This is a genomic window from Vibrio paracholerae, from assembly GCF_037672085.1.
Classification (GTDB): Bacteria; Pseudomonadota; Gammaproteobacteria; order Enterobacterales; family Vibrionaceae; genus Vibrio; species Vibrio cholerae.
On the sequence record NZ_JBBHLM010000001.1, the window covers coordinates 35,383 to 54,345 of the forward strand.

Annotated in this window: 13 protein-coding genes and 1 pseudogene; 8 read left to right on the plus strand and 6 right to left on the minus strand. The window is 47.3% G+C overall.

Annotation, left to right across the window (positions count from 1 at the left end):
- Window positions 1–2 precede the first annotated feature (2 nt).
- From R4537_RS00145 to R4537_RS00155, 3 genes are all read right to left on the minus strand, one after another.
- On the minus strand, window positions 3–743 hold the full coding sequence (locus R4537_RS00145) for a helix-turn-helix transcriptional regulator (RefSeq protein ID WP_001132602.1): 741 nt from the start codon (window positions 741–743) through the stop codon (window positions 3–5).
- A 306-nt stretch (window positions 744–1,049) separates the two neighbouring features.
- Complete coding sequence (locus R4537_RS00150) at window positions 1,050–2,897, minus strand: SUMF1/EgtB/PvdO family nonheme iron enzyme (RefSeq protein WP_071178920.1); 1,848 nt, start codon at window positions 2,895–2,897, stop codon at window positions 1,050–1,052.
- 160 nt (window positions 2,898–3,057) lie between these two features.
- Entirely contained in the window at window positions 3,058–4,170 is a 1,113-nt protein-coding gene (locus R4537_RS00155) for a PEGA domain-containing protein (RefSeq protein ID WP_000621205.1), read from the minus strand.
- A 393-nt stretch (window positions 4,171–4,563) separates the two neighbouring features.
- On the opposite strand from R4537_RS00155, the gene R4537_RS00160 reads away from it, so the two are divergent.
- The 6 genes from R4537_RS00160 to R4537_RS00185 all read left to right on the plus strand — a co-directional run bounded on the left by R4537_RS00160 (window position 4,564) and on the right by R4537_RS00185 (window position 13,836).
- A complete protein-coding gene (locus R4537_RS00160; RefSeq protein ID WP_071178922.1) occupies window positions 4,564–5,427 on the plus strand; it encodes an AraC family transcriptional regulator in 864 nt (287 codons plus the stop codon).
- Window positions 5,428–5,766: 339 nt separating this feature from the next.
- Complete coding sequence (putA, locus tag R4537_RS00165) at window positions 5,767–8,886, plus strand: bifunctional proline dehydrogenase/L-glutamate gamma-semialdehyde dehydrogenase PutA (RefSeq protein WP_071178923.1); 3,120 nt, start codon at window positions 5,767–5,769, stop codon at window positions 8,884–8,886.
- 21 nt (window positions 8,887–8,907) lie between these two features.
- Window positions 8,908–9,606: a 1-pyrroline-5-carboxylate dehydrogenase gene (locus R4537_RS00170; protein WP_000233685.1), complete on the plus strand. Its 699-nt coding sequence runs from the start codon at window positions 8,908–8,910 to the stop codon at window positions 9,604–9,606.
- A gap of 72 nt (window positions 9,607–9,678) precedes the next feature.
- On the plus strand, window positions 9,679–11,169 hold the full coding sequence (putP, locus tag R4537_RS00175; protein ID WP_071178924.1) for a sodium/proline symporter PutP: 1,491 nt from the start codon (window positions 9,679–9,681) through the stop codon (window positions 11,167–11,169).
- 183 nt (window positions 11,170–11,352) lie between these two features.
- On the plus strand, window positions 11,353–11,574 hold the full coding sequence (locus R4537_RS00180) for a hypothetical protein (protein ID WP_071178925.1): 222 nt from the start codon (window positions 11,353–11,355) through the stop codon (window positions 11,572–11,574).
- A 372-nt stretch (window positions 11,575–11,946) separates the two neighbouring features.
- A complete protein-coding gene (locus R4537_RS00185) occupies window positions 11,947–13,836 on the plus strand; it encodes a methyl-accepting chemotaxis protein (protein ID WP_032472047.1) in 1,890 nt (629 codons plus the stop codon).
- 181 nt (window positions 13,837–14,017) lie between these two features.
- On the opposite strand, the pseudogene R4537_RS00190 reads toward R4537_RS00185, so the two are convergent.
- Window positions 14,018–14,497 (minus strand): annotated as a pseudogene (locus R4537_RS00190) (IS4/Tn5 family transposase DNA-binding protein); the annotation flags it as partial.
- Window positions 14,498–14,717: 220 nt separating this feature from the next.
- On the opposite strand from R4537_RS00190, the gene R4537_RS00195 reads away from it, so the two are divergent.
- Both R4537_RS00195 and R4537_RS00200 read left to right on the plus strand, forming a co-directional pair.
- Window positions 14,718–15,200: an Lrp/AsnC family transcriptional regulator gene (locus R4537_RS00195; protein ID WP_071178927.1), complete on the plus strand. Its 483-nt coding sequence runs from the start codon at window positions 14,718–14,720 to the stop codon at window positions 15,198–15,200.
- A gap of 174 nt (window positions 15,201–15,374) precedes the next feature.
- Window positions 15,375–16,817 carry a coniferyl aldehyde dehydrogenase gene (locus tag R4537_RS00200; protein WP_001886581.1) on the plus strand — a complete coding sequence of 481 codons (1,443 nt, stop codon included), beginning with the start codon at window positions 15,375–15,377 and terminating at the stop codon, window positions 16,815–16,817.
- 121 nt (window positions 16,818–16,938) lie between these two features.
- Here the strand turns inward: R4537_RS00200 and R4537_RS00205 are convergent, their stop codons facing one another.
- Window positions 16,939–18,108: a malate transporter gene (locus tag R4537_RS00205; RefSeq protein WP_071178928.1), complete on the minus strand. Its 1,170-nt coding sequence runs from the start codon at window positions 18,106–18,108 to the stop codon at window positions 16,939–16,941.
- Entirely contained in the window at window positions 18,108–18,881 is a 774-nt protein-coding gene (locus tag R4537_RS00210) for an outer membrane lipoprotein-sorting protein (protein ID WP_000269390.1), read from the minus strand. Before R4537_RS00210 ends, R4537_RS00205 begins: the two co-directional genes overlap by 1 nt.
- Between the last annotated feature and the right edge of the window lie 82 nt (window positions 18,882–18,963).

Here is an 18,963-nt window from a genome sequence, read left to right on the forward strand (position 1 = left end):
GCTTACTGTGCGACAACGTCAACTTTTTTGGGGATCGTGTGATCGCTCAGCACAACGGAAAGTTGTTTTCTAAGCAAGGTTTTCGGGATGACTGATCCGAATCCCCGATCTAAAGCAAGATCAATCAATTGGTCTTTGCTCAATGCCCCAAATTTACTGCGTAGTTTGGCCTCATACCCTTCCACCGTTTTAATCGAAATCCCCATTACTCGTGCAATGTGTTGCGGCTTTTTACCATACAAGAGCAGAAATAGGACTTCAGATTCACGCGCGGTCAGTTTCAAGGTATCGCGATCGGCGACCGATTTAAACGTGGTGGAGGTGGATAACCCGGTTGCTCGGCAGACCCAATGACCAACTTCAAGAATCGCAGTGTCGGTTAAATCCTGCCCGAAAAAAATGGTGCCTTGGATCTTACCTTGGCTATCACGCCAAGGCGTTTTGGTAAAAATATGCGCATGCCAGTGGCCATCGGGGTAGGGATGAATATCAAGTACCTTGACGGAATACCCCGTCTCAATCACATAGCGATCTTGTTGTTGAAATTCGGATGCACAAGCTGCTGTTGGGCTAGGCATTTCAAAATCGGTGCGCCCAATGCAATCTTCAGCGCGCTTTAAGCCGATCAATTCGCCGTAGGCTTGATTGGCATACACAAATACCGAGTTTAGGTCCTTGCATCCCCAATAACCGGGTAATTGTTTGAATAAAGAAATCTGCTCTAATGTCAGATGGTTAGGCACGCGATATCCTCCGCTGGAAATGCGGCAATATGATACCAAGAGCATTTCCGATTGTAAGCTTATCTTGCCTATTTGGAGACTGTTTGGATGAAAAAAAGCCAGCCTGAAGACGGGCTGGCATAAATACAAGAAACATATCTTGTCGACGTGTAGAAGAGGTTCCATGAATCCAGCGAGGGTCTGCTGAACACACAGAGGTATCATATTGATACCAAGCATCAGTCATGCAACTCATGCTCTGATTTGTACTTTACCGAACGAGGTACAAATGAAAAAGGGGGGAAATCCCCCCTGTTTGGCTAAAAATTACTTGAGTTCACGCAGGATACGGAAACCAACGTAATTTGCTGCTGTAGTTGGTCCTACAAACAATTGGCTGTGAGCTTTAGCCATTTCGGGAGAAAAACTCCATGCTCCACCTTTGACTAACCCACGTGAGTCATTAGTCCATTCCCAAACGTTACCAACCATGTCATAGAAGCCTAAAGAATTAGGAGAAAAGGCTTTAACGGGAGAAGTGCTTTTGTTTGACCATAATGTGCCAGCCCATCCGGTATTTGCCTTACCGGCACCAAAATGGTTGCCCCACCAGTAATCTGTTTTACTGCCAGCGCGTGCGGCAATTTCCCATTCCTCTTCCGTCGGTAAGCGATATTTGAGTCCAGTTTGTTTTGATAGCCAGCGTAAGTAAGATTTTGCATCATTTTGACTTATACACACCACTGGAGAGTTTTTACTCTGTGTAAAGCCAGGATTGCGCCAATTACTGTCTGAAATTGGTGTGATCTCTGAATCTTTGATCGTTGTGCATAAATTTTTTAATTCTGCATCCGTTTTGTATTTCGTTTGATTCACGAATGTCTGGAATTGATCTACCGTAACTAATGTTGCACTCAGTGCGAAAGCATGATCAAGGTTATATGGTTTAGCGGCATGTTCACCTAGCAAATATTGTCCAGGAAGAACGGTGATCAGGCTTGGACTATTAACACTCACTTTAGGCTTGGCTGGTACCTGAGTGTGGGCTGTTGTCGGTGTCGCTGTTTTAGGTTCAATTTTAGGTGTTGCATTATTTTCATGCAAAGTCACCCGTAAGGTTTGATCTGAAGTGAAATTAATTTCTTGCTGGAAAGTTCTGAAACCGTCTTTTTCTATCTTAACCAGATGCTTACCAACAGGAAGCATGACCTCTACGGGAGTTGTTCCGTAATTAACACCATCGATAGTAACTCTATCACCGTGTTGATTGGAACGCAGTGACAGGTTAATCCATGCCATTTCTTGCTGTTGTGTCGTATCACTCTGGCCTGGAGCCATACAGAATTGGGCGTCAATATTAAGTAATTTACAAGGTGCATTTTCAGCTGGGCGAGCTTCAAGATGGGCACTGACTATACTTCTAAAACGCATGCCATCATAAAAGCCTGATTCAACAATTTCATGTTTAAGAACGTGAATATTCAAAGACACACTGCTTATTTGTGCTCTTATAGCCTTTACTTCACTACTTTCATCAATGAGCCATTGCTGGAATTGACTGACGGCCTTTTGCAGTGCGAGCTCATTGGTTTGCTTGCTACATTGACCAAAAGTCATATCTGCATTACACAGATTGGTAAAACTGACTTTTTGTTCTCCAACACGGCGCAATTCTTCGCGCAGCCTATCCACCCGAGCGCGAATTTTGTTTTGTTGGAGTAAAGTGATGCTATGTTCTACCGTTTGCTGTTGGATTTGGTACTGTGCAAGAACTGTTTGTAATTCTTGTAATTTCTGTTCTGCTTCAAGTCGAGCAACTTGATTTTGTTTGACCTCAGCCCACGCAGCTTGGTAAGCATTTTGCGATGGTTGAAGATCCAATTCAGGATCATCGATCATTTTTTGATAATCGCGCTCAAGGGCAGCCTTGGCTGTGGTTAGCGCAGCATCTAAATTTTTCGCTTGCTGTGCCAGACGATTCAATTCAGATCGTTGGTTATCAACCGCTGTTTTTTGAAGCTGAGTGTCATCGATCGCTTTTTGCAATTCGGTGTGTTTGCTAAATAGTTCATCATCAATAGCAAGCACAGAAGAAGCCGTTTCTTCTGTGAGCACTGGTGCTGCTACCAAGCAAGGCGAAAGTGCTATTAATAGAGCGGGAATCCCTTGTCGCATGGTGGTCTACTTCAAGTTAAGAAAATAAGTCTAAGTTATGAACATTCTAAACGAAAACGCCATTTTGTCAGAAGTCATCTTTCAATCACTTAGTTACAAAATGGCGTTTTATCGACAGGTTTGTGAATTCCGACAAAAAAATCAGTAATTTTTTGTGTCGCTAACTGTCTTTATGTGGCCTGAGTTTAACCCATAGTGTGTCATTACCGTTAATAGTAATCACATTGTTATAGGTTTCATAACCCTCTTTCGATACGGTGACTTTATGATTTCCGACTGGCAACACCAACTGTATTGGTGTGCTGCCATAGTTTACGCCATTAATCGTTACCGAATCGTTGTATTGGTCAGAGCGAACTGTAACGTTAGCCCACTCTTTATCTTGTTTTTTCGTATTGGTGACTGAACGTTCTGGCTCACCTCTTAGGCAGTAGCGAGCTTCTACGTTGAGAAGTTTACAAGCCGCTGTTGCTTCGGGTTTTGCTTGTAACTCTGTTTGCATTTGAGTGAAGTATTCGCTGTTACCTTCAAATCCAGAGCGGATCATTTGACTGTTTTGTACATGAATATTGAATTCAACATCTTTGATGTTCTGCTTTGCAATAGCGGCTTCGGTTAAATCATTAACTAGCTTGTCTCGAAATTCTTTGACCGCTTTTTGTTTGGTCAAATATTGGCCTTGATTTGCGCACTCACCCAAAGTCATATTGGTCGAACAAGTCGTTTTAAAACTTGTTTCCAGTACATCACTTTCACGCAATTCTGCTGTCAATCGTTTTACGCGTGCTGCAATTTTCGCTTCTTCTAAATTGCTAAGCTCGGTATTCAAACGTGCTTGTCTTTGTTTGATTTGCGACAGGCGCATTTCAATTTCACTGACAGCTTGTTGATTATCTAACTTATGTGATTGATTTTCCTTTAACGCCCCCCATGTTTCTTGGTAGCGCTTTTGGAAAGAGACAAGGTCAGTGTTCGGATCTTCAAGAAGACGAGTATATTGTTTGTCCAGTTCTGACTTTGCCCTATTGAGTTTGACGGTTAACTCTTCGCCTTCACGTTTTAATCGGAGGCCTTCACTTTCAAGCTGCTGTAATTTACTGCTCTCCACCTCATAGTCGGTGAGGATCGCGTTGACTTCATTTTGTTTGTTACTCAGTTTCTCATCAATAGCTACAACGGGGTCAATTTGAGTGACCTCTTCTGCATGTATCGATGCTGATACCCATATAGGGGATAGCGCAAGCAATAGCGCTGGGATGCGACGTCTAATCATAGGTCCCTGCAACACATTTACGTTTAACCACAATAAAGTGGGAAAGACAAACTTTTGGCAGCTTTATGTAGCTAGCTGTATTATTAATGCAAATATTATTCCGCCTAGACAAAAATCATCATAAATCCATTTACTAGGTGACTGATTTTTTGAACTTTAGATCTAAGCATTTTCATTTTGAGCAGATTCGAGAAATATGCAAGCTGAGTTTTCCGATCTACTTTAACGTTTTTTAAATTGAGTACACATTGACCGTAATTTATGTGCACTTGATCATTGTTCCGAGATGAGAATTGAACCCAATTGCAGCCAAGATTTTTATTGATATGTAAGTAATTGATTATCGATGCCTCTAAATGGGAGTGATTTCGTTTTGAAGCAATTTGAGATACCATGGCCGCGCAAATCCCACCTGATGAGGTTGAAATGGATCAATCGCATGCAACAGATGTTGGCAACGCTTCTTCAATTGCCAAAGTTTTGGCGCCTAAACCGGCAGAACTGATCACTTTGCCTTCACATATGGCTTGCCATGATCATAGTTACACGCAAATTGTGATTGGTTTGAAAGGGCAAGCTGAATTTGAAGTCCGTGGTATGGGGAATATTGTTGGACCTGGGCAAGGGTGTGTGGTGACATCCGGTTCGGATCATGCATTTGGTGGTGTTGTGGGGCAATCGGATATTCTGGTGCTCAATATGCCAGTGCCGAGTGACGATGATCCGCTACTACTGCGCAAACTCAATGAACTCGCGGTCGGTGACGTTTATTTTCAACTGGATGGTCAGATCCAACGCTTGATTCAAATGTTGGTGCAGGAGATGCAAGCCAGCCCTGATGATCTGCTGCTTGGCCGAGCTTGTAACGATACGGTGGTCGCTCTTTTGCAGCGTCATGTCAGCGCGCTGGCCAGCGTCCATAAAGAATCTCGTTTTGATATGGAACTGGTGGATCGTTATATCGAGCAGCACTTAGCACATCGTATTTCCGTTGCACAACTGGCAGGAAGCGTGTTCTTAAGTGAAAGCCAATTTCATGCCTTGTTCAAAGAGCAAATGGGGCTGACCCCACATCAATATGTGTTGAACAAACGCGTCGATATGGCGAAGAAGTTGATTGAGCAAGGTCGACTTAATTTGGGTCAGATTGCGGAGCTGACGGGTTTTTCCAATCAAAGTACGTTCACGCATACTTTTTCTCGGTTACATGGTATTTCACCTTCGCAATATAAGCGGCGCTTTTCTTCTTCGCTTTAATCTTGAGTGATCCTTGAATTCCTCGTTTATTGAGCTCGCTAAGACTCAATCCTCAAGCCTTTTATCTCTTGATGACAAAACCCTAGTGACTACGCATCTGCCTGCTTATTGATGTAGAGTGGCTCACTTTTTGTCGTTGTTGAGTTGCAACAATTGCAAAATAATTGGCGATGAAACTTGCTTGAATTGGTGTGATCTTGTTTTTGTTTTGTTAAAACTCAGAGTTATTGACAAAATACTAGGACTTTTTGACAAGTTTTCTTCTCACGCTCAAAATACACTGCCAGCCATTGCAGGAAACCTGACTCAATCTGTCAGGTATGAGATGAAGGAAACCACATGTTTACAGCAACCGATGTGTTGAACGCAGCGTTTATCGAGCAGCCGCTAGATAAACTATGGTCGCTGATCTCGCCACTGTATATGGTGGACGAATCCCAATGGCTGACCCAATTATTGCCTCTCGCAACGCCAAGCCATGCTGAAAAAGTAGCAATGGCGGAGAAAACCACGCGCTTAATTGAAGCGATCCGCAGCGATAAAAAAGCGGTGCAGATGATTGATGCACTGCTTTTGGAATACAGCTTGGATACCCAAGAAGGTATTTTGCTGATGTGTTTGGCGGAAGCGTTAATGCGTATTCCTGATGCAGAAACGGCTGACGCGTTTATTAAAGACCGCTTGGGTGTTGCGGATTGGAAATCCCACCTGAAAAATTCAGATTCGGTGTTCGTGAATGCTTCAACTTGGGGCTTGATGCTGACAGGTAAAGTGATTGGCCTTGCTGATGGAGATACCGCAAGCCCAGTGCAAGCGGTGAATCGTTTAGTCAATAAGCTGACGGAACCTGTGATCCGCAAAGCCATGCATCAAGCCATGAAGATCATGGGCCATCAATTTGTGCTTGGACGCACCATTGAAGAAGCGCAGAAAAATGGTCGCCCGATGCGCGATAAGGGGTATACCTATTCGTTTGATATGTTGGGTGAAGCGGCGCTGACTTCCGCCGATGCGCACAAGTATTTCAAAGATTACTTGATGGCGATTGAAGCGGTAGGCCGCGATAAATATGGTCTGGAAACCAGCCCTGCGCCGTCGGTCTCGATCAAACTTTCGGCTTTGCATCCTCGCTACCAAGTGGCGAATGCCGATCGCGTGATGACCGAGCTGTACAGCACACTTATTCAACTGCTTGAGCGCGCGAAAGAGCGGGATGTCGCCATCACGATTGATGCCGAAGAAGCGGATCGTTTGGAGCTGTCACTGCATCTGTTTGAAAAGCTCTATCGCAGCGACACGCTGCGTGGTTGGGGTAAGTTTGGTTTGGTGGTTCAAGCCTACTCCAAACGTGCGTTGCCAGTATTGGTTTGGCTGACGGCTCTCGCGAAAGAGCAGGGCGATCTCATTCCTGTGCGTTTAGTCAAAGGTGCGTATTGGGACAGCGAAATCAAGATGTCGCAGCAACGCGGTTTTACTGGCTATCCGGTTTATACGCGCAAAGAAGCGACCGATGTTTCTTATCTCGCTTGTGCTCGTTTCCTACTGAGCGAATCGGTACGCGGCAATCTGTTCCCACAGTTTGCAAGCCATAACGCGCAAACCGTTACCGCGATTGCGGTGATGGCGCAGCACAAAGATTTTGAATTCCAGCGCCTGCATGGCATGGGGGATGCGCTTTATCACCATGCGAAAGCCGTTTATCAGCAGTCGGTAAGGATTTATGCTCCGGTGGGTAGCCATAAAGATCTGCTGCCCTATCTGGTGCGTCGATTACTGGAAAATGGCGCAAACAGTTCGTTCGTACATCGCTTGGTGGACTCGCGCTGTCCTGTGGGTGCGTTGACTCAGCATCCAGTCGATATGCTGCTCGCGTTTGAAACCTTAAATAACCGTAAGATCCCACTGCCAACGGAGATTTTTGCCGAGCGCAAAAACTCATTGGGGATCAATATCGATATTGAGAGTGAAGCGAAGCCGTTTGAAGCCAAGATCCACGCTTGGTTAGATAAGACGTGGCAAGCGGCACCGATCATTGGCGGACACTCATATTATGAAAGCATGACCAAAGCAGATCACAGTGCAGAGCCCGTCACTGCGCCTTACGATCGCCGTATTCAAGTCGGTCAGGTGTTTCACGCTAACCTTGATCATGTTTCCGCTGCGATCGACTCTGCTCAACAAGCTTTTGCAACTTGGAATGCGCTCGATGGCAAGGCGCGTGCGAGTAAATTAGATGCGCTGGCGGATCTGCTTGAGCTGCATATGCCTGAGTTGGTGGCTTTGTGTCATCAAGAGGCGGGCAAAACCATCCACGACAGCATTGATGAAGTGCGTGAAGCGGTCGATTTCTGCCGTTACTACGCCAAGCAAGTCGATGTGTTGGGCGAGTTCAGTGTCGAAAGCTTTGATGGTTCAACCCGTCGTGTCAGCCGCCAAGGTCGCGGAGTGTTTGTGTGTATTAGCCCATGGAACTTCCCGCTGGCGATTTTCCTTGGCCAAATTAGTGCTGCCTTGGTGGCAGGAAATACCGTGATTGCCAAACCTGCCGAGCAAACCAGTTTAATTGCGTATCGCGCGGTTGAGCTGATGCAAGAAGCGGGTTTCCCTGCTGGAACTATCCAGCTTCTACCGGGGCGCGGTACAGACATTGGTAGTGCACTCACTTCTCATCCGGCCATCGCGGGTGTGGCGTTTACTGGCTCGACCGCCACGGCGCAGCGCATTAACCAAACGTTAGCGCAACGTGAAGCGGCTCCGGTGCCATTTATTGCAGAAACTGGCGGCCAAAACGCCATGATTGTCGACAGTACCGCATTGCCTGAGCAAGTAGTGCGTGATGTGCTGCGTTCCGCTTTTGCTTCTGCTGGCCAACGCTGTTCGGCACTGCGAGTGCTGTTTGTACAGCAGGATATTGCCGATCGCGTGATCACTTTGATTCAGGGCGCGATGCAAGAGCTGAAAGTCGGTGTGCCACATCTGCATCAAACCGATGTCGGTCCAGTGATTGATGAAAAAGCCAAACAGAAACTGTTGGCGCACATTGAACACATGAGCCAAACCCAGAAGAAAATCGCTCAGCTTACTTTGAGTGAAGCTTGCCAGCATGGTGATTTTGTTGCGCCAACCGCTTTTGAAATTGATGACATTGCCGCGCTGAGTGAAGAGCAGTTTGGCCCGATCTTGCACATAGTGCGGTTTAAAGCGCGCGAACTGGCGCAGATCGTCGACAAAATTAACCAAACTGGTTTTGGTTTAACCATGGGCATTCATAGCCGTAACGAAACCACGTATCGCTGGATTGAAAAGCATGCTCGGGTGGGTAACTGCTACATCAACCGCGATCAAGTCGGGGCTGTGGTAGGGGTACAACCGTTTGGCGGACAAGGTTTGTCAGGCACGGGACCGAAAGCGGGCGGGCCTCACTATCTTTACCGCTTTACTCAAGTGCAATACCAATAACCCACAGCAAGGAGACGTATCATGGTGCATCAAGTAACCCGTTTTTCAGACGCCTTTTCTGCTTGGGAAAATTGGAATCTGACCGACTTTGACTCGAAATGTGAGTGTTTACTCGCGTTGAAATCTTTATTGGAAAACAGCATGCCCGGTGTGGCAAAAGTGATTTCCTACCACCTTCAACAGGCATCGACTTTGTTGGCGCATACGCACCAACTGATTGGGCCTACCGGAGAAACCAATGAGCTTTATACCGCAGGGCGTGGTGTTGCCCTGATCATCCAAGAGGATAACGGTATTCAAGCCAAACAAGCCGTAGTGGCTCAACTGACTGCTGCACTTGTAGCAGGGAACAGTGTCGTTTTTTGCAGTGACGATAAAGAGTTGAGTTCTGCGTTAGTGGCTGCTTACCAGCAGTCATCCCTTCCGGCAAATTTGTTGCAGTTTGCTTCTTTCGATGCGTATCACCAACTGATCGAATCAGACGTGAGATGCGTTGGATATGTCGGAACCCCGTCGGTTGAGGCTACGATCAACCGTCAGCTCGCGAAACGTACAGGCGCGATTGTCAGTCTCGTTTCAGAAACGGATCTGCTTACCTTGCCGGTGGCACATGATCCACATTTATCACTGCGCTTTATTACCGAGCGCACACGCACAATAAATATAACAGCAGTGGGTGGAAACGCGACGCTCTTGGAGCTAGGTGTGGATACTCATTAGTCCTTTCTGCGTTTGCCCCCTTTGGATAAGAGGGGGCATGAAAGGCGATCTTGAAAAAGAGGACAAAACACAATGGAAAATAGCTTCGCTATTACAACCACCTTTATCGTCTACCTCATTTTGATGTTGGCGATTGGGGTTTACGCTTATCAGCGAACGAAAAACTCAACCGATTACTTTCTGGGTGGTCGTTCATTAGGGCCATGGCCGGCAGCACTCTCTGCTGGCGCATCCGACATGAGTGGCTGGTTACTGCTCGGTCTGCCGGGTTACGCGTATGCCGCCGGCATTGAATCATTCTGGTTGGCTGGCGGCTTGCTCGTCGGTACTTGGGCTAACTGGTTAGTGAATGCTAAGCGTCTGCGCACCTACAGCATCACCACGGACTCTCTGACTTTACCTGAGTTTTTGTCACGCCGTTTTAACGATAACTCAAAACTCATCCAGACCATTTCTGCGTTTTTTATTCTGCTGTTCTTCCTCTTCTATACCAGTTCGGGTTTGGTGGCAGGCGGTAAACTGTTTGAAACCGTATTCGGCTTGGATTACTCCACCGCGGTGATCATAGGTACGGTTTGTGTGGTGTCGTACACCCTGTTTGGTGGCTTCTTAGCGGTCTCTTGGACGGACTTGGTGCAAGGCTTGCTCATGGCAGCGGCACTGATGATCGTGCCGATTGCGGCAATGAATGGTGGCTTTACTCAGCTTAATCACGATTTGGCGGCGATTAACCCTGAACTGCTGACCTTGTGGAATGACGCGAAAGGCGAACCTCTGTCGGCGATTGCGATTATCTCGCTGGTGGCGTGGGGCTTGGGCTATTTTGGTCAGCCGCACATTCTGGCGCGTTTCAAAGCCTCACGTTCCAATAAAGATCTGACCACGGCGCGCCGTATCGCAGTAGTGTGGACTGGGCTTTCAATGGCTGGCGCGATTCTGGTCGGTTTAACGGGTCTGATTTTCGTTACTCAATCAGGCACGATTGGTCTGGATGATGGCGAAAAAATCTTCATGCTATTAGTGAACTCGCTGTTCCACCCAGTCATCGCCGGTATTTTGCTGGCCGCCATTTTGGCGGCAATCATGAGTACTGCGGATTCGCAGCTGCTGGTCTCTTCATCGGCACTCGCGGAAGATTTCTACAAGCAAGTGTTCAAAACCGATGCCAGCTCCGAAGACATTGTCCGCGTTGGTCGCATCGCGGTGATTTTGATCTCGCTGATTGCCCTGTTTTTGGCGATGACGCCAGATAGCTCAGTGCTGGGTTTGGTGTCCTACGCTTGGGCTGGCTTTGGTGCGGCGTTTGGTCCTGCTCTGGTCTTGAGCCTGTACTGGCCGCGTATGAACCGTCATGGTGCGCTATCGGGGATCATTGTCGGTGGTGTGACGATTGTGGTTTGGAAACAACTGTCTGGCGGTTGGTTTGATGTGTACGAAATCGTACCGGGAATTATCCTTTCAACCCTGTCGATTGTTGTGGTCAGCCTGCTCACCGGTGAACCGGATGAGAAGGTAAAAGCGCAACACGCCACCTTCAAAAAGCAGTTGATTGAACTGGAATAAGTGCATTTTACTCTACGGAACAAGCCTCGCTTTGCGAGGCTTTCTTTTTGCTCTGTCTGGGCATTATTGAGTAATTTTCAAATATAGGTCACGAAATTTGCACAACAAATTATGTCTACGGAACCTATCGCTGCAAAATGCGTCAACTGTCAATAGTGACCAATCGGATAGGAGATCTCCGTCATGCCTAAAGCGTATTGTCGTAGTTGTGGTAAACACACCGCACACAAAATGGTGATGAAACGTGTGCAGTCACAACCTGAAGGCTGGCAAGGTTTCCAACAATTTCTCACCATGCTGATGCAAGGCCAACACTATTATCGGATGGAGCAACGCTATTTCTGCCGAGTCTGTAACCAGCAGAATGAGCGAGCGGCGCAGCGTGATTTATTCGCAAGCGCATGATTTCCGCGTCATGATTGGGCTCTCCTAAGACGAGCCTGCGGCTGTGCAAATCGGTTTTAGCGTCACCTTTCACTCGCTGGCTGCCTACCGGCCACTTCAAATTGTATCGGCATATGGCATCTCAACCGCGGCATATTCATGATATTGGATGGGAATGCATGGCAACGCTTTGTTTCTACTTTCCTTTAAGTCCAATGCTTACTGATGGGGCCAGCTAGTGGCTTTTGTGCACCATTATGGACAGAAGCTCACACTTTAGTCATTCCTTGTTATCACTCATTACGATTGTGGGAGTTTTCGCAAGGTAATTCTTCGTCATTTCGATAACTTGCTCCCATATCAGTGCAATTTGATATGAATGGAGTGTTGTTCATGAGATTGAGTTTAAAGAGAAAAATGGTTTTCTCTGTGGTCGTGGCGATTGCCGTGACGGCGGCGGCGTTAGTCGCCGCAGGGTATCAGACCTTTGAAAAGGACAGTTGGCGGGCGATTGAAAGTGAAAGTCGCAACACTTTACAAGCGCATGCCAAAGGGATTGGTGACTGGTTTTTGGGCAAGCAGCTCGCGCTTAAAGGGCTACGTGAAGAAATTGAACGCAATCCGCAGTTAGAGTTAGTCCCTCATTTAAGACAGACACTGCAGTCTGGCTCTTTTGGATTGAGTTACTACGGTAATGAGCAGGGCGAAATGTTCCGTCAAGATCCGTCACTCAATACCGCAGATTATGATCCTCGAGTCCGAGGTTGGTATAAAGAAGCAAAAGCAGCTGGCAAACCGATCACGACCGAGCCTTACGTAAGTGTCACCATGCAAACCTTAGTTGTGACCTTGGCGGAGCCTGTTCGCTATCAAGGTCAATTGATTGGGGTGGCCGCCTCCAACCTAGCGTTAGATAAGCTGATTAAAGATGTGCTAGCGATTGAAGTGCCAGGAAAAGGTTACGCGATTCTGGTGAACCAACAAGGCAAAATCGTTGCTCATCCAACTCAAGATTTGATCCTAAAACCGACGGAAGAGATTGCGGTAGATTTGACGCTGACTCAATTAAATCGAGCAGCGCAGCAACATACCCCGTTCAATTTGCGCATCAATGGACGTGATAGTGTACTGATGGCACAAGCGGTAGAGCATACTGACTGGTTACTGGTCATGGTGATGGATAAGGCAGTACTTGAAAAGCCGCTCAATGACATGTTGATGGTGCAGGTCGGGATTGGAGTGGGTATCTTGCTTGTGATGGCACTGCTTACGTCTTGGTTTGTGGCTCGTCAGCTTAATGAGCTCGGTAATATCGCTAATGCTCTGGCAGATATCGCCGAAGGGGATGGCGATTTGACTCGTCGTTTGGATGTTCGCAGCCAAGATGAAGTCGGTTTGCTGGCGGATAAGTTCAACAAGTTCGTCGATCGCTTGCATCAAATGGTGAAAAATGTGCGTGAAGTGTCGGTGGCGCTGACTCAAGGGGCTGACCACGCGGCCGCCTCGGCGACTCAAGCCAGCAAACGCATTCGCACCCAGCAAGATGAAATCACTATGGTCGCGACAGCGGTGACGGAAATGGCGTCGGCGACAGCTGAGATCGCCAGCAATGCCGAAAATACCGCGAAGAACGCCACTCAATCGGTGCAATTGGGCGAAGATGGCTTTGCGCAAATGCAACAAAGTAAACAGTCGATTGACCAGCTTGCCCAAGAGTTAACTGGTGCGGTGCGCATCATCAGCGAGCTTGAAGTGCATGCCAATGAAATTTCGACGATTTTGTCGACCATTCGTGGTATTGCCGAGCAGACCAACTTGCTGGCATTGAACGCCGCGATTGAAGCGGCGCGTGCTGGTGAGCAAGGACGCGGTTTTGCGGTGGTCGCGGATGAAGTTCGTGTGCTGTCACAGCGCACCCACGCATCGACGGAAGAGATCCAGACTAAGATTGCTGGTTTGCAGAAAGTCACTACCACTGCGGTATCGGTAATGACCGAAAGCCATAAGTTGGTGGAAACCAGTGTCGCGGATGTCAACCAAACCGGAGCAAGCTTGCAAGCGATCAGTGAAGCGATTCAGCAGATCAGCGATATGGCGACGCAAATCGCTTCAGCGGCGGAAGAGCAATCGTTAGTGACGGCGGATATCAATGTGAATACTGAATCCGTGCGTGAAGTGAGCGACCAGTTAGCCGAAGAAGCTCAGCAATCCGTGCAGCAGGCGAAATCACTGCATGCGATGGCACAAGAGCTGAACAAGGAGATTTCACGCTTTAAGCTATAAGCTACAGCGGTGCAAAATCGCGAGATTTGGCTAAAACTGGGCTGACACGTTAGCCGCTTCAGTCGCAAGGAGAAAACCAAGGGCATCGTAAGATCTGTCTCTTGATCACATTTCTAGATCAAGAGACTTTGCTAGCTCATAACCTTCAAGGATGGTTTGCAATTTAAACCATCCTTCACGCTCGGCTTGCATGGTGCTTGTTCTGACCATATAAAGTGACGTCTCGTGTCCATCGTTTTTGCTCAATAAGACCAACGACATGTTGCTGCTGTGGAGCAAACAGTAATACTGAATGAGCATGCATGCCACGTGAATGCTTGTTCGAACTTGTGTGTCCCATTTCGTCACGTACGGTTTGATGCTTGAATTCAAGAGAAGTGGTGTCTTCTAAAGCGAGCAGACAATCGTATTGGTTAACACGCTTTGCTGTGGCTAGAAAGCCTGACTCAGCTATGGCTTGGGCATTGATGGCTTTGTTGCGAGTAAAACGGTAAGCCGCTTCAATATCAGCGGCAGAAGTAGAAGATTGCACGAGAGATTGCCCTAGCTTATCGGAAAGGTTAGAGGCTAACACAATCAGTCGCTTTGTTCTGCGAAGATCACCTAGCTGTGCTTGAGAAAATATTTCTGATGCCCATTGCTCTGAACTTGTTGAAAACACCGTACCTGACCTTATGGTTATATTCAAAATAGATCAGATCGAGATTAATCAGCTAAGTTCAAAAAAATCCCCCGATTTTGATCGAGGGATTTGTGTATGAAAGACAGATCGTAAGATGCCCTTTTGCGTGATGTAAATCACGCCTTGCCGCACACTATTTCTGCCGATCGGGGGTTATCAGTATTGTATTCGGGTCTAAACAGTCAAAGGATATTGCTGTATGAGTCTGGATCGAGTTGACCGCGATATTTTGCGGATCTTACATGCCAAAGGGCGTTTACCAGTCGTTGAGCTGGCCAAGTTGGTGAATCTCACGACATCGCCCTGTTCAGAGCGGGTAAAACGTTTAGAAAAAGAGGGGTACATTCGCGGTTACCACGCGGATCTCGATCCGGGAAAGTTAGGCTTGGATGTGCAGGTCTTTATCCATATTCGGCTTGATCAAAGCAGCTTCTCAATTTTTGAACGTTTTGCTCATGCTGTTGCGGATATCCCAGAAATCGAAGCCTGTTACTCGCTCTCTGGTGATTTTGACACCATGATTAAAGTGCGCGTCAAAGACATGAGAGCGTATCAAGCGTTTATGTCGGGCAAGCTGGGCTCTTTACCCGGCGTGATTCAAACCCGTAGTGAGTTTGTGATTGAAGAGCACAAAACCAGTTTTGGTATCAACCCTGAGCTGATTTACAGCTTGCCAAGTTAATACACTCTACGCCCGAGGGGGGCTTATCCCCTTCCTACTTGAAGCTGCAGCGGTGTTGGCTACGTTTGTTCACCTCAATCGCATAGTGTATCTATGCTCATGGGGATGAACTCACTTGCCGCCTACCTGCAACTCCAAGTAGTTTAGGTATATTTTATTTCTGCGGAGTTTACTATGGTTCAACTCTCTGTGGTGTCTCGTGCTGAGTCACCAGAAATCTCGTCAGCAATCGAAGCTTTGCAGGCTGAATTTACGCGCCTCAAAAGGCAGTATGCCAATACGCCTTATCCGAGTTTGACCCACCGTTTGCAACGTTTAACCCAGCTCAAACAGGCTTTATTGCGTGAAAACGAAGCCCTGATTGCCGCAGTCAATCAAGATTATGGTTTCCGTAGTCGTTTTGATAGCGGTCTGTGCGATTTACTGCCAACGTTAAATCATCTCAATTACACGGCTAAGCAACTGAAAAAGTGGATGAAGCCGCAGCGGCGACATGCAGGATGGATGCTGCTGCCTTCGCGTGTTGAAGTGCAATTTCAGCCCTTGGGTGTGGTGGGGGTAATGGTGCCTTGGAATTTTCCTATTTTGCTTAGTCTTGCACCACTGATCACCGCTGTTGCTGCGGGGAATCAGGTGATGGTGAAATTGAGCGAGTACACACCTGCCACCAATCAGGTGTTAGCGCGTGTGATTGCCGCGTTAGGCGATATCGCGGTTTGCGTGCAAGGTGATGCGAAGGTTGCTGCGGCTTTTAGTGCCTTGCGATTTGATCATCTGCTGTTTACGGGTTCAACCGCCGTGGGCAAGTTAGTGGCGCAAGCGGCCGCGAAAAATTTAACACCTGTGACGTTAGAGTTGGGGGGCAAATCTCCAGTGATCATTGCTGACGATGCGGATCTCGCGCGCAGCGTGGATAACATCATGCTGGGTAAAACCACCAATGCAGGGCAGATCTGTGTTGCACCGGATTATGTGCTGCTGCCGCAAGCGAAAGTCGCGACCTTTGTGGAGCTTTATTTGCAGCGCTTTGCGCGCCGTTTTATTCGTCATGGTCGTATGGATGTGACACAAATCATTAACCAAGCGCAGTTTGACCGATTACAGCACTGTTTGGATGATGCACAGCAAAAAGGTGCCAAACTCAATACTGTGGTGGGCAAAACAGTAGAACTCGAAGCAAGGCAGATGCTGCCGCATCTGTTAACCGAAGTCAGTGATGACATGCTGGTGATGCAACAAGAGATCTTTGGCCCGATCCTGCCGGTGATCGGTTATCGCAATATTGAAGAAGCGATTGAGCGAGTCAATCAAGGCCCACGGCCATTGGCGCTGTACGTGATGACCAAAGAGAGCCATCTGGCTAATCATATTTTGCAGCGTACCCACAGTGGGGGTGCGTGTGTGAACGATACCTTAATGCATGTTGCGGCGGATGATGCGCCATTTGGCGGCATTGGTGAATCAGGGCAGGGGCATTACCACGGAATCGAAGGCTTTAAGACTTTTTCGCACAGTAAGACGGTGCTGCGTTCAGCCGCGTGGTTGCCACGCAGTGGTTGGCTGCTGACTTATCGTAAATCCGTGCAGCGTCTGCTAACACGGTTTTTCTTACGTTAATTCACGATGATTAATAGTTACTTCAAGCCGAGTTTCAATTCGGCTTGAAGGTTTTTCAATTCCCGATCATTAAACCCAAGATGTATACCCAACCTACAGCTTCAAGTAGGAAGGGTATAGGTTAAAAGTAGAATTCAGCATTAATAGAGAGATAACTTTCACTGCTCAGGTAAGCAATCGGCTCATTATTGGCCATGGCAGATAAATAGTAACTCTCAGCCACCCAGCGCCAGTGATGGTTAATCCGACCGGAGGCAGTGAGTTTATAAATCTGCGAAGCATCATCTAAATCAAACAGACCGGAGAGCAACAGTTCGGTATCACTCACATCGTTGGCTTGCCAACGTAGCCCTAAAAATAGGTCATTGTCATAAATGGTTGCCGGGGCAGAAGTATCTCGGTTATCCCAAGTGTATTCCGCAATCAGTCCCAATTGCCCTTGAGAAAAACTAAAACCATACAGGGAATATTCAAAGCCAGCGACGAGCGTTCCGTAGGTACTGCCTTCTCCCGATTTCAGTGTTCCTTCCCCTTTGACTAAAAGATCATCCTTTGTCCATTGCAGCTCAGTGCCGAACTGAAAAATTTTGGCGTAACTTTGTTGCCATTCACTCGCTGTTTCTATCAGCAAGGGCTCACGACTATTGCCATAGAAAGCGCTCAAGGCAATATCCAATTCATCCTGCCAGAAACTCACACGGCTCGCCAAATCGAGTGGTTGTTCGCCATCAAGATAAAGTGCATCGCTGCTTACGGGTTTAGTTAAAGCTCGCCTTTGATTGGGTTCACGCCACGTTCTGGTTTGGTGAAATGGCAGTATAAGAAACTGCGTTTCTCCCCACTCTGGCAACCAGCGCATTTGCAGCATTGGTTGCCCCATTTTTTCCTCGTAACCCAATGCGATGCGCCCATCATACTGATTCACAATATTGACGGGTTGGTAGACTTCCGTAACGCCCCAATACACCAATCCATAGCCAATTAGCCACTCGGTGCTTTCCGCAGCATAAGTCAGGTTTGCTTCCCGCAAATTGATGAACCCTTGTTCGGATGGTGCTTCGTATTCCATATAAGGGGTGAAGTTGACTGCCCATCCTTGTTCATTCCACCAAGACATTCTGGGGGCGAGGATCATAGTTGCTGCAAAATGATCACAACACACCGAGTTGGGAGAGGACTCTTGATAAAAGTCAGCAGCAAGGCCGATATTCCCTTCAACTTTCTCCTCGGCTCCGGAGAATGATGCCCACAAAGATAATGGCAATAGGGCGTAAATCAGTTTGTTCGCCATCAGTTATGCCTGTATGCATTGCGAAGTTGATTCGGTTCAAAATAAGAAGCGGGAACGTCAACACCCAGCTGCATGTTTTGCCAAATCAGTGTTGAGCTGCGCTGGTTTTGCAGATTGTCCATTTGCGCGAATTTGGGTCGCCAGTAACGCTGGTTAAACTGCTGATACTCCGTTAAAGAGAGCTGCTTAAATAAGCTGCCTTTACGGTCGTAATACTCAATCTTTCTGGGTTGGTAGATGGATTGGTCGATCCAGGCGACCAGTTTGGAATAGCCAGAGTTTTCATATTGTGGGTAGCACGCCAATAGCCAGAATTGCTGGCCGTTTTCCGTCTTTTCCTCAATTAGCTCGTAACGATATTTATCCAGTTCCCAAGAACTCATGTCTTCATAAGCGAATTCACTGCCCATAAATGGACCTGAACGGTTATTGGATGAAATGCGTTTAACCCGTTTGACCGAAGGCAGGTAGAGCCATTGATCATCCGCCTCAATCGCGTGGCTGAACGTGAGTAACGCGGTTCCCGCAATGTCCAAAGGTGCTTGAAAATAGGTCACGATTTTGTCGCCATCGTTCTCTTGTTCAATCCCTTTGATCATCAATTGGCGCGTCACGGTATCACCATTCGATGCACTGATTTTCATTTGAACATCAGCAGTATAAGAGAGATAGCCACTATCTCTATTGACCATTTCCGTTGCGATATCTAACCCTGACAGAGTTTGTTGTGCCATCACACTACTGGAAAGTGCTAGCAACACGGCTGACCACATTCTCATCTTCATTTCCTTATAAAAATCCCAATCTCGCCAGCAAAGTACCGGAGTTCGGAGAAAGTGGAACCTGTCCAAGTGG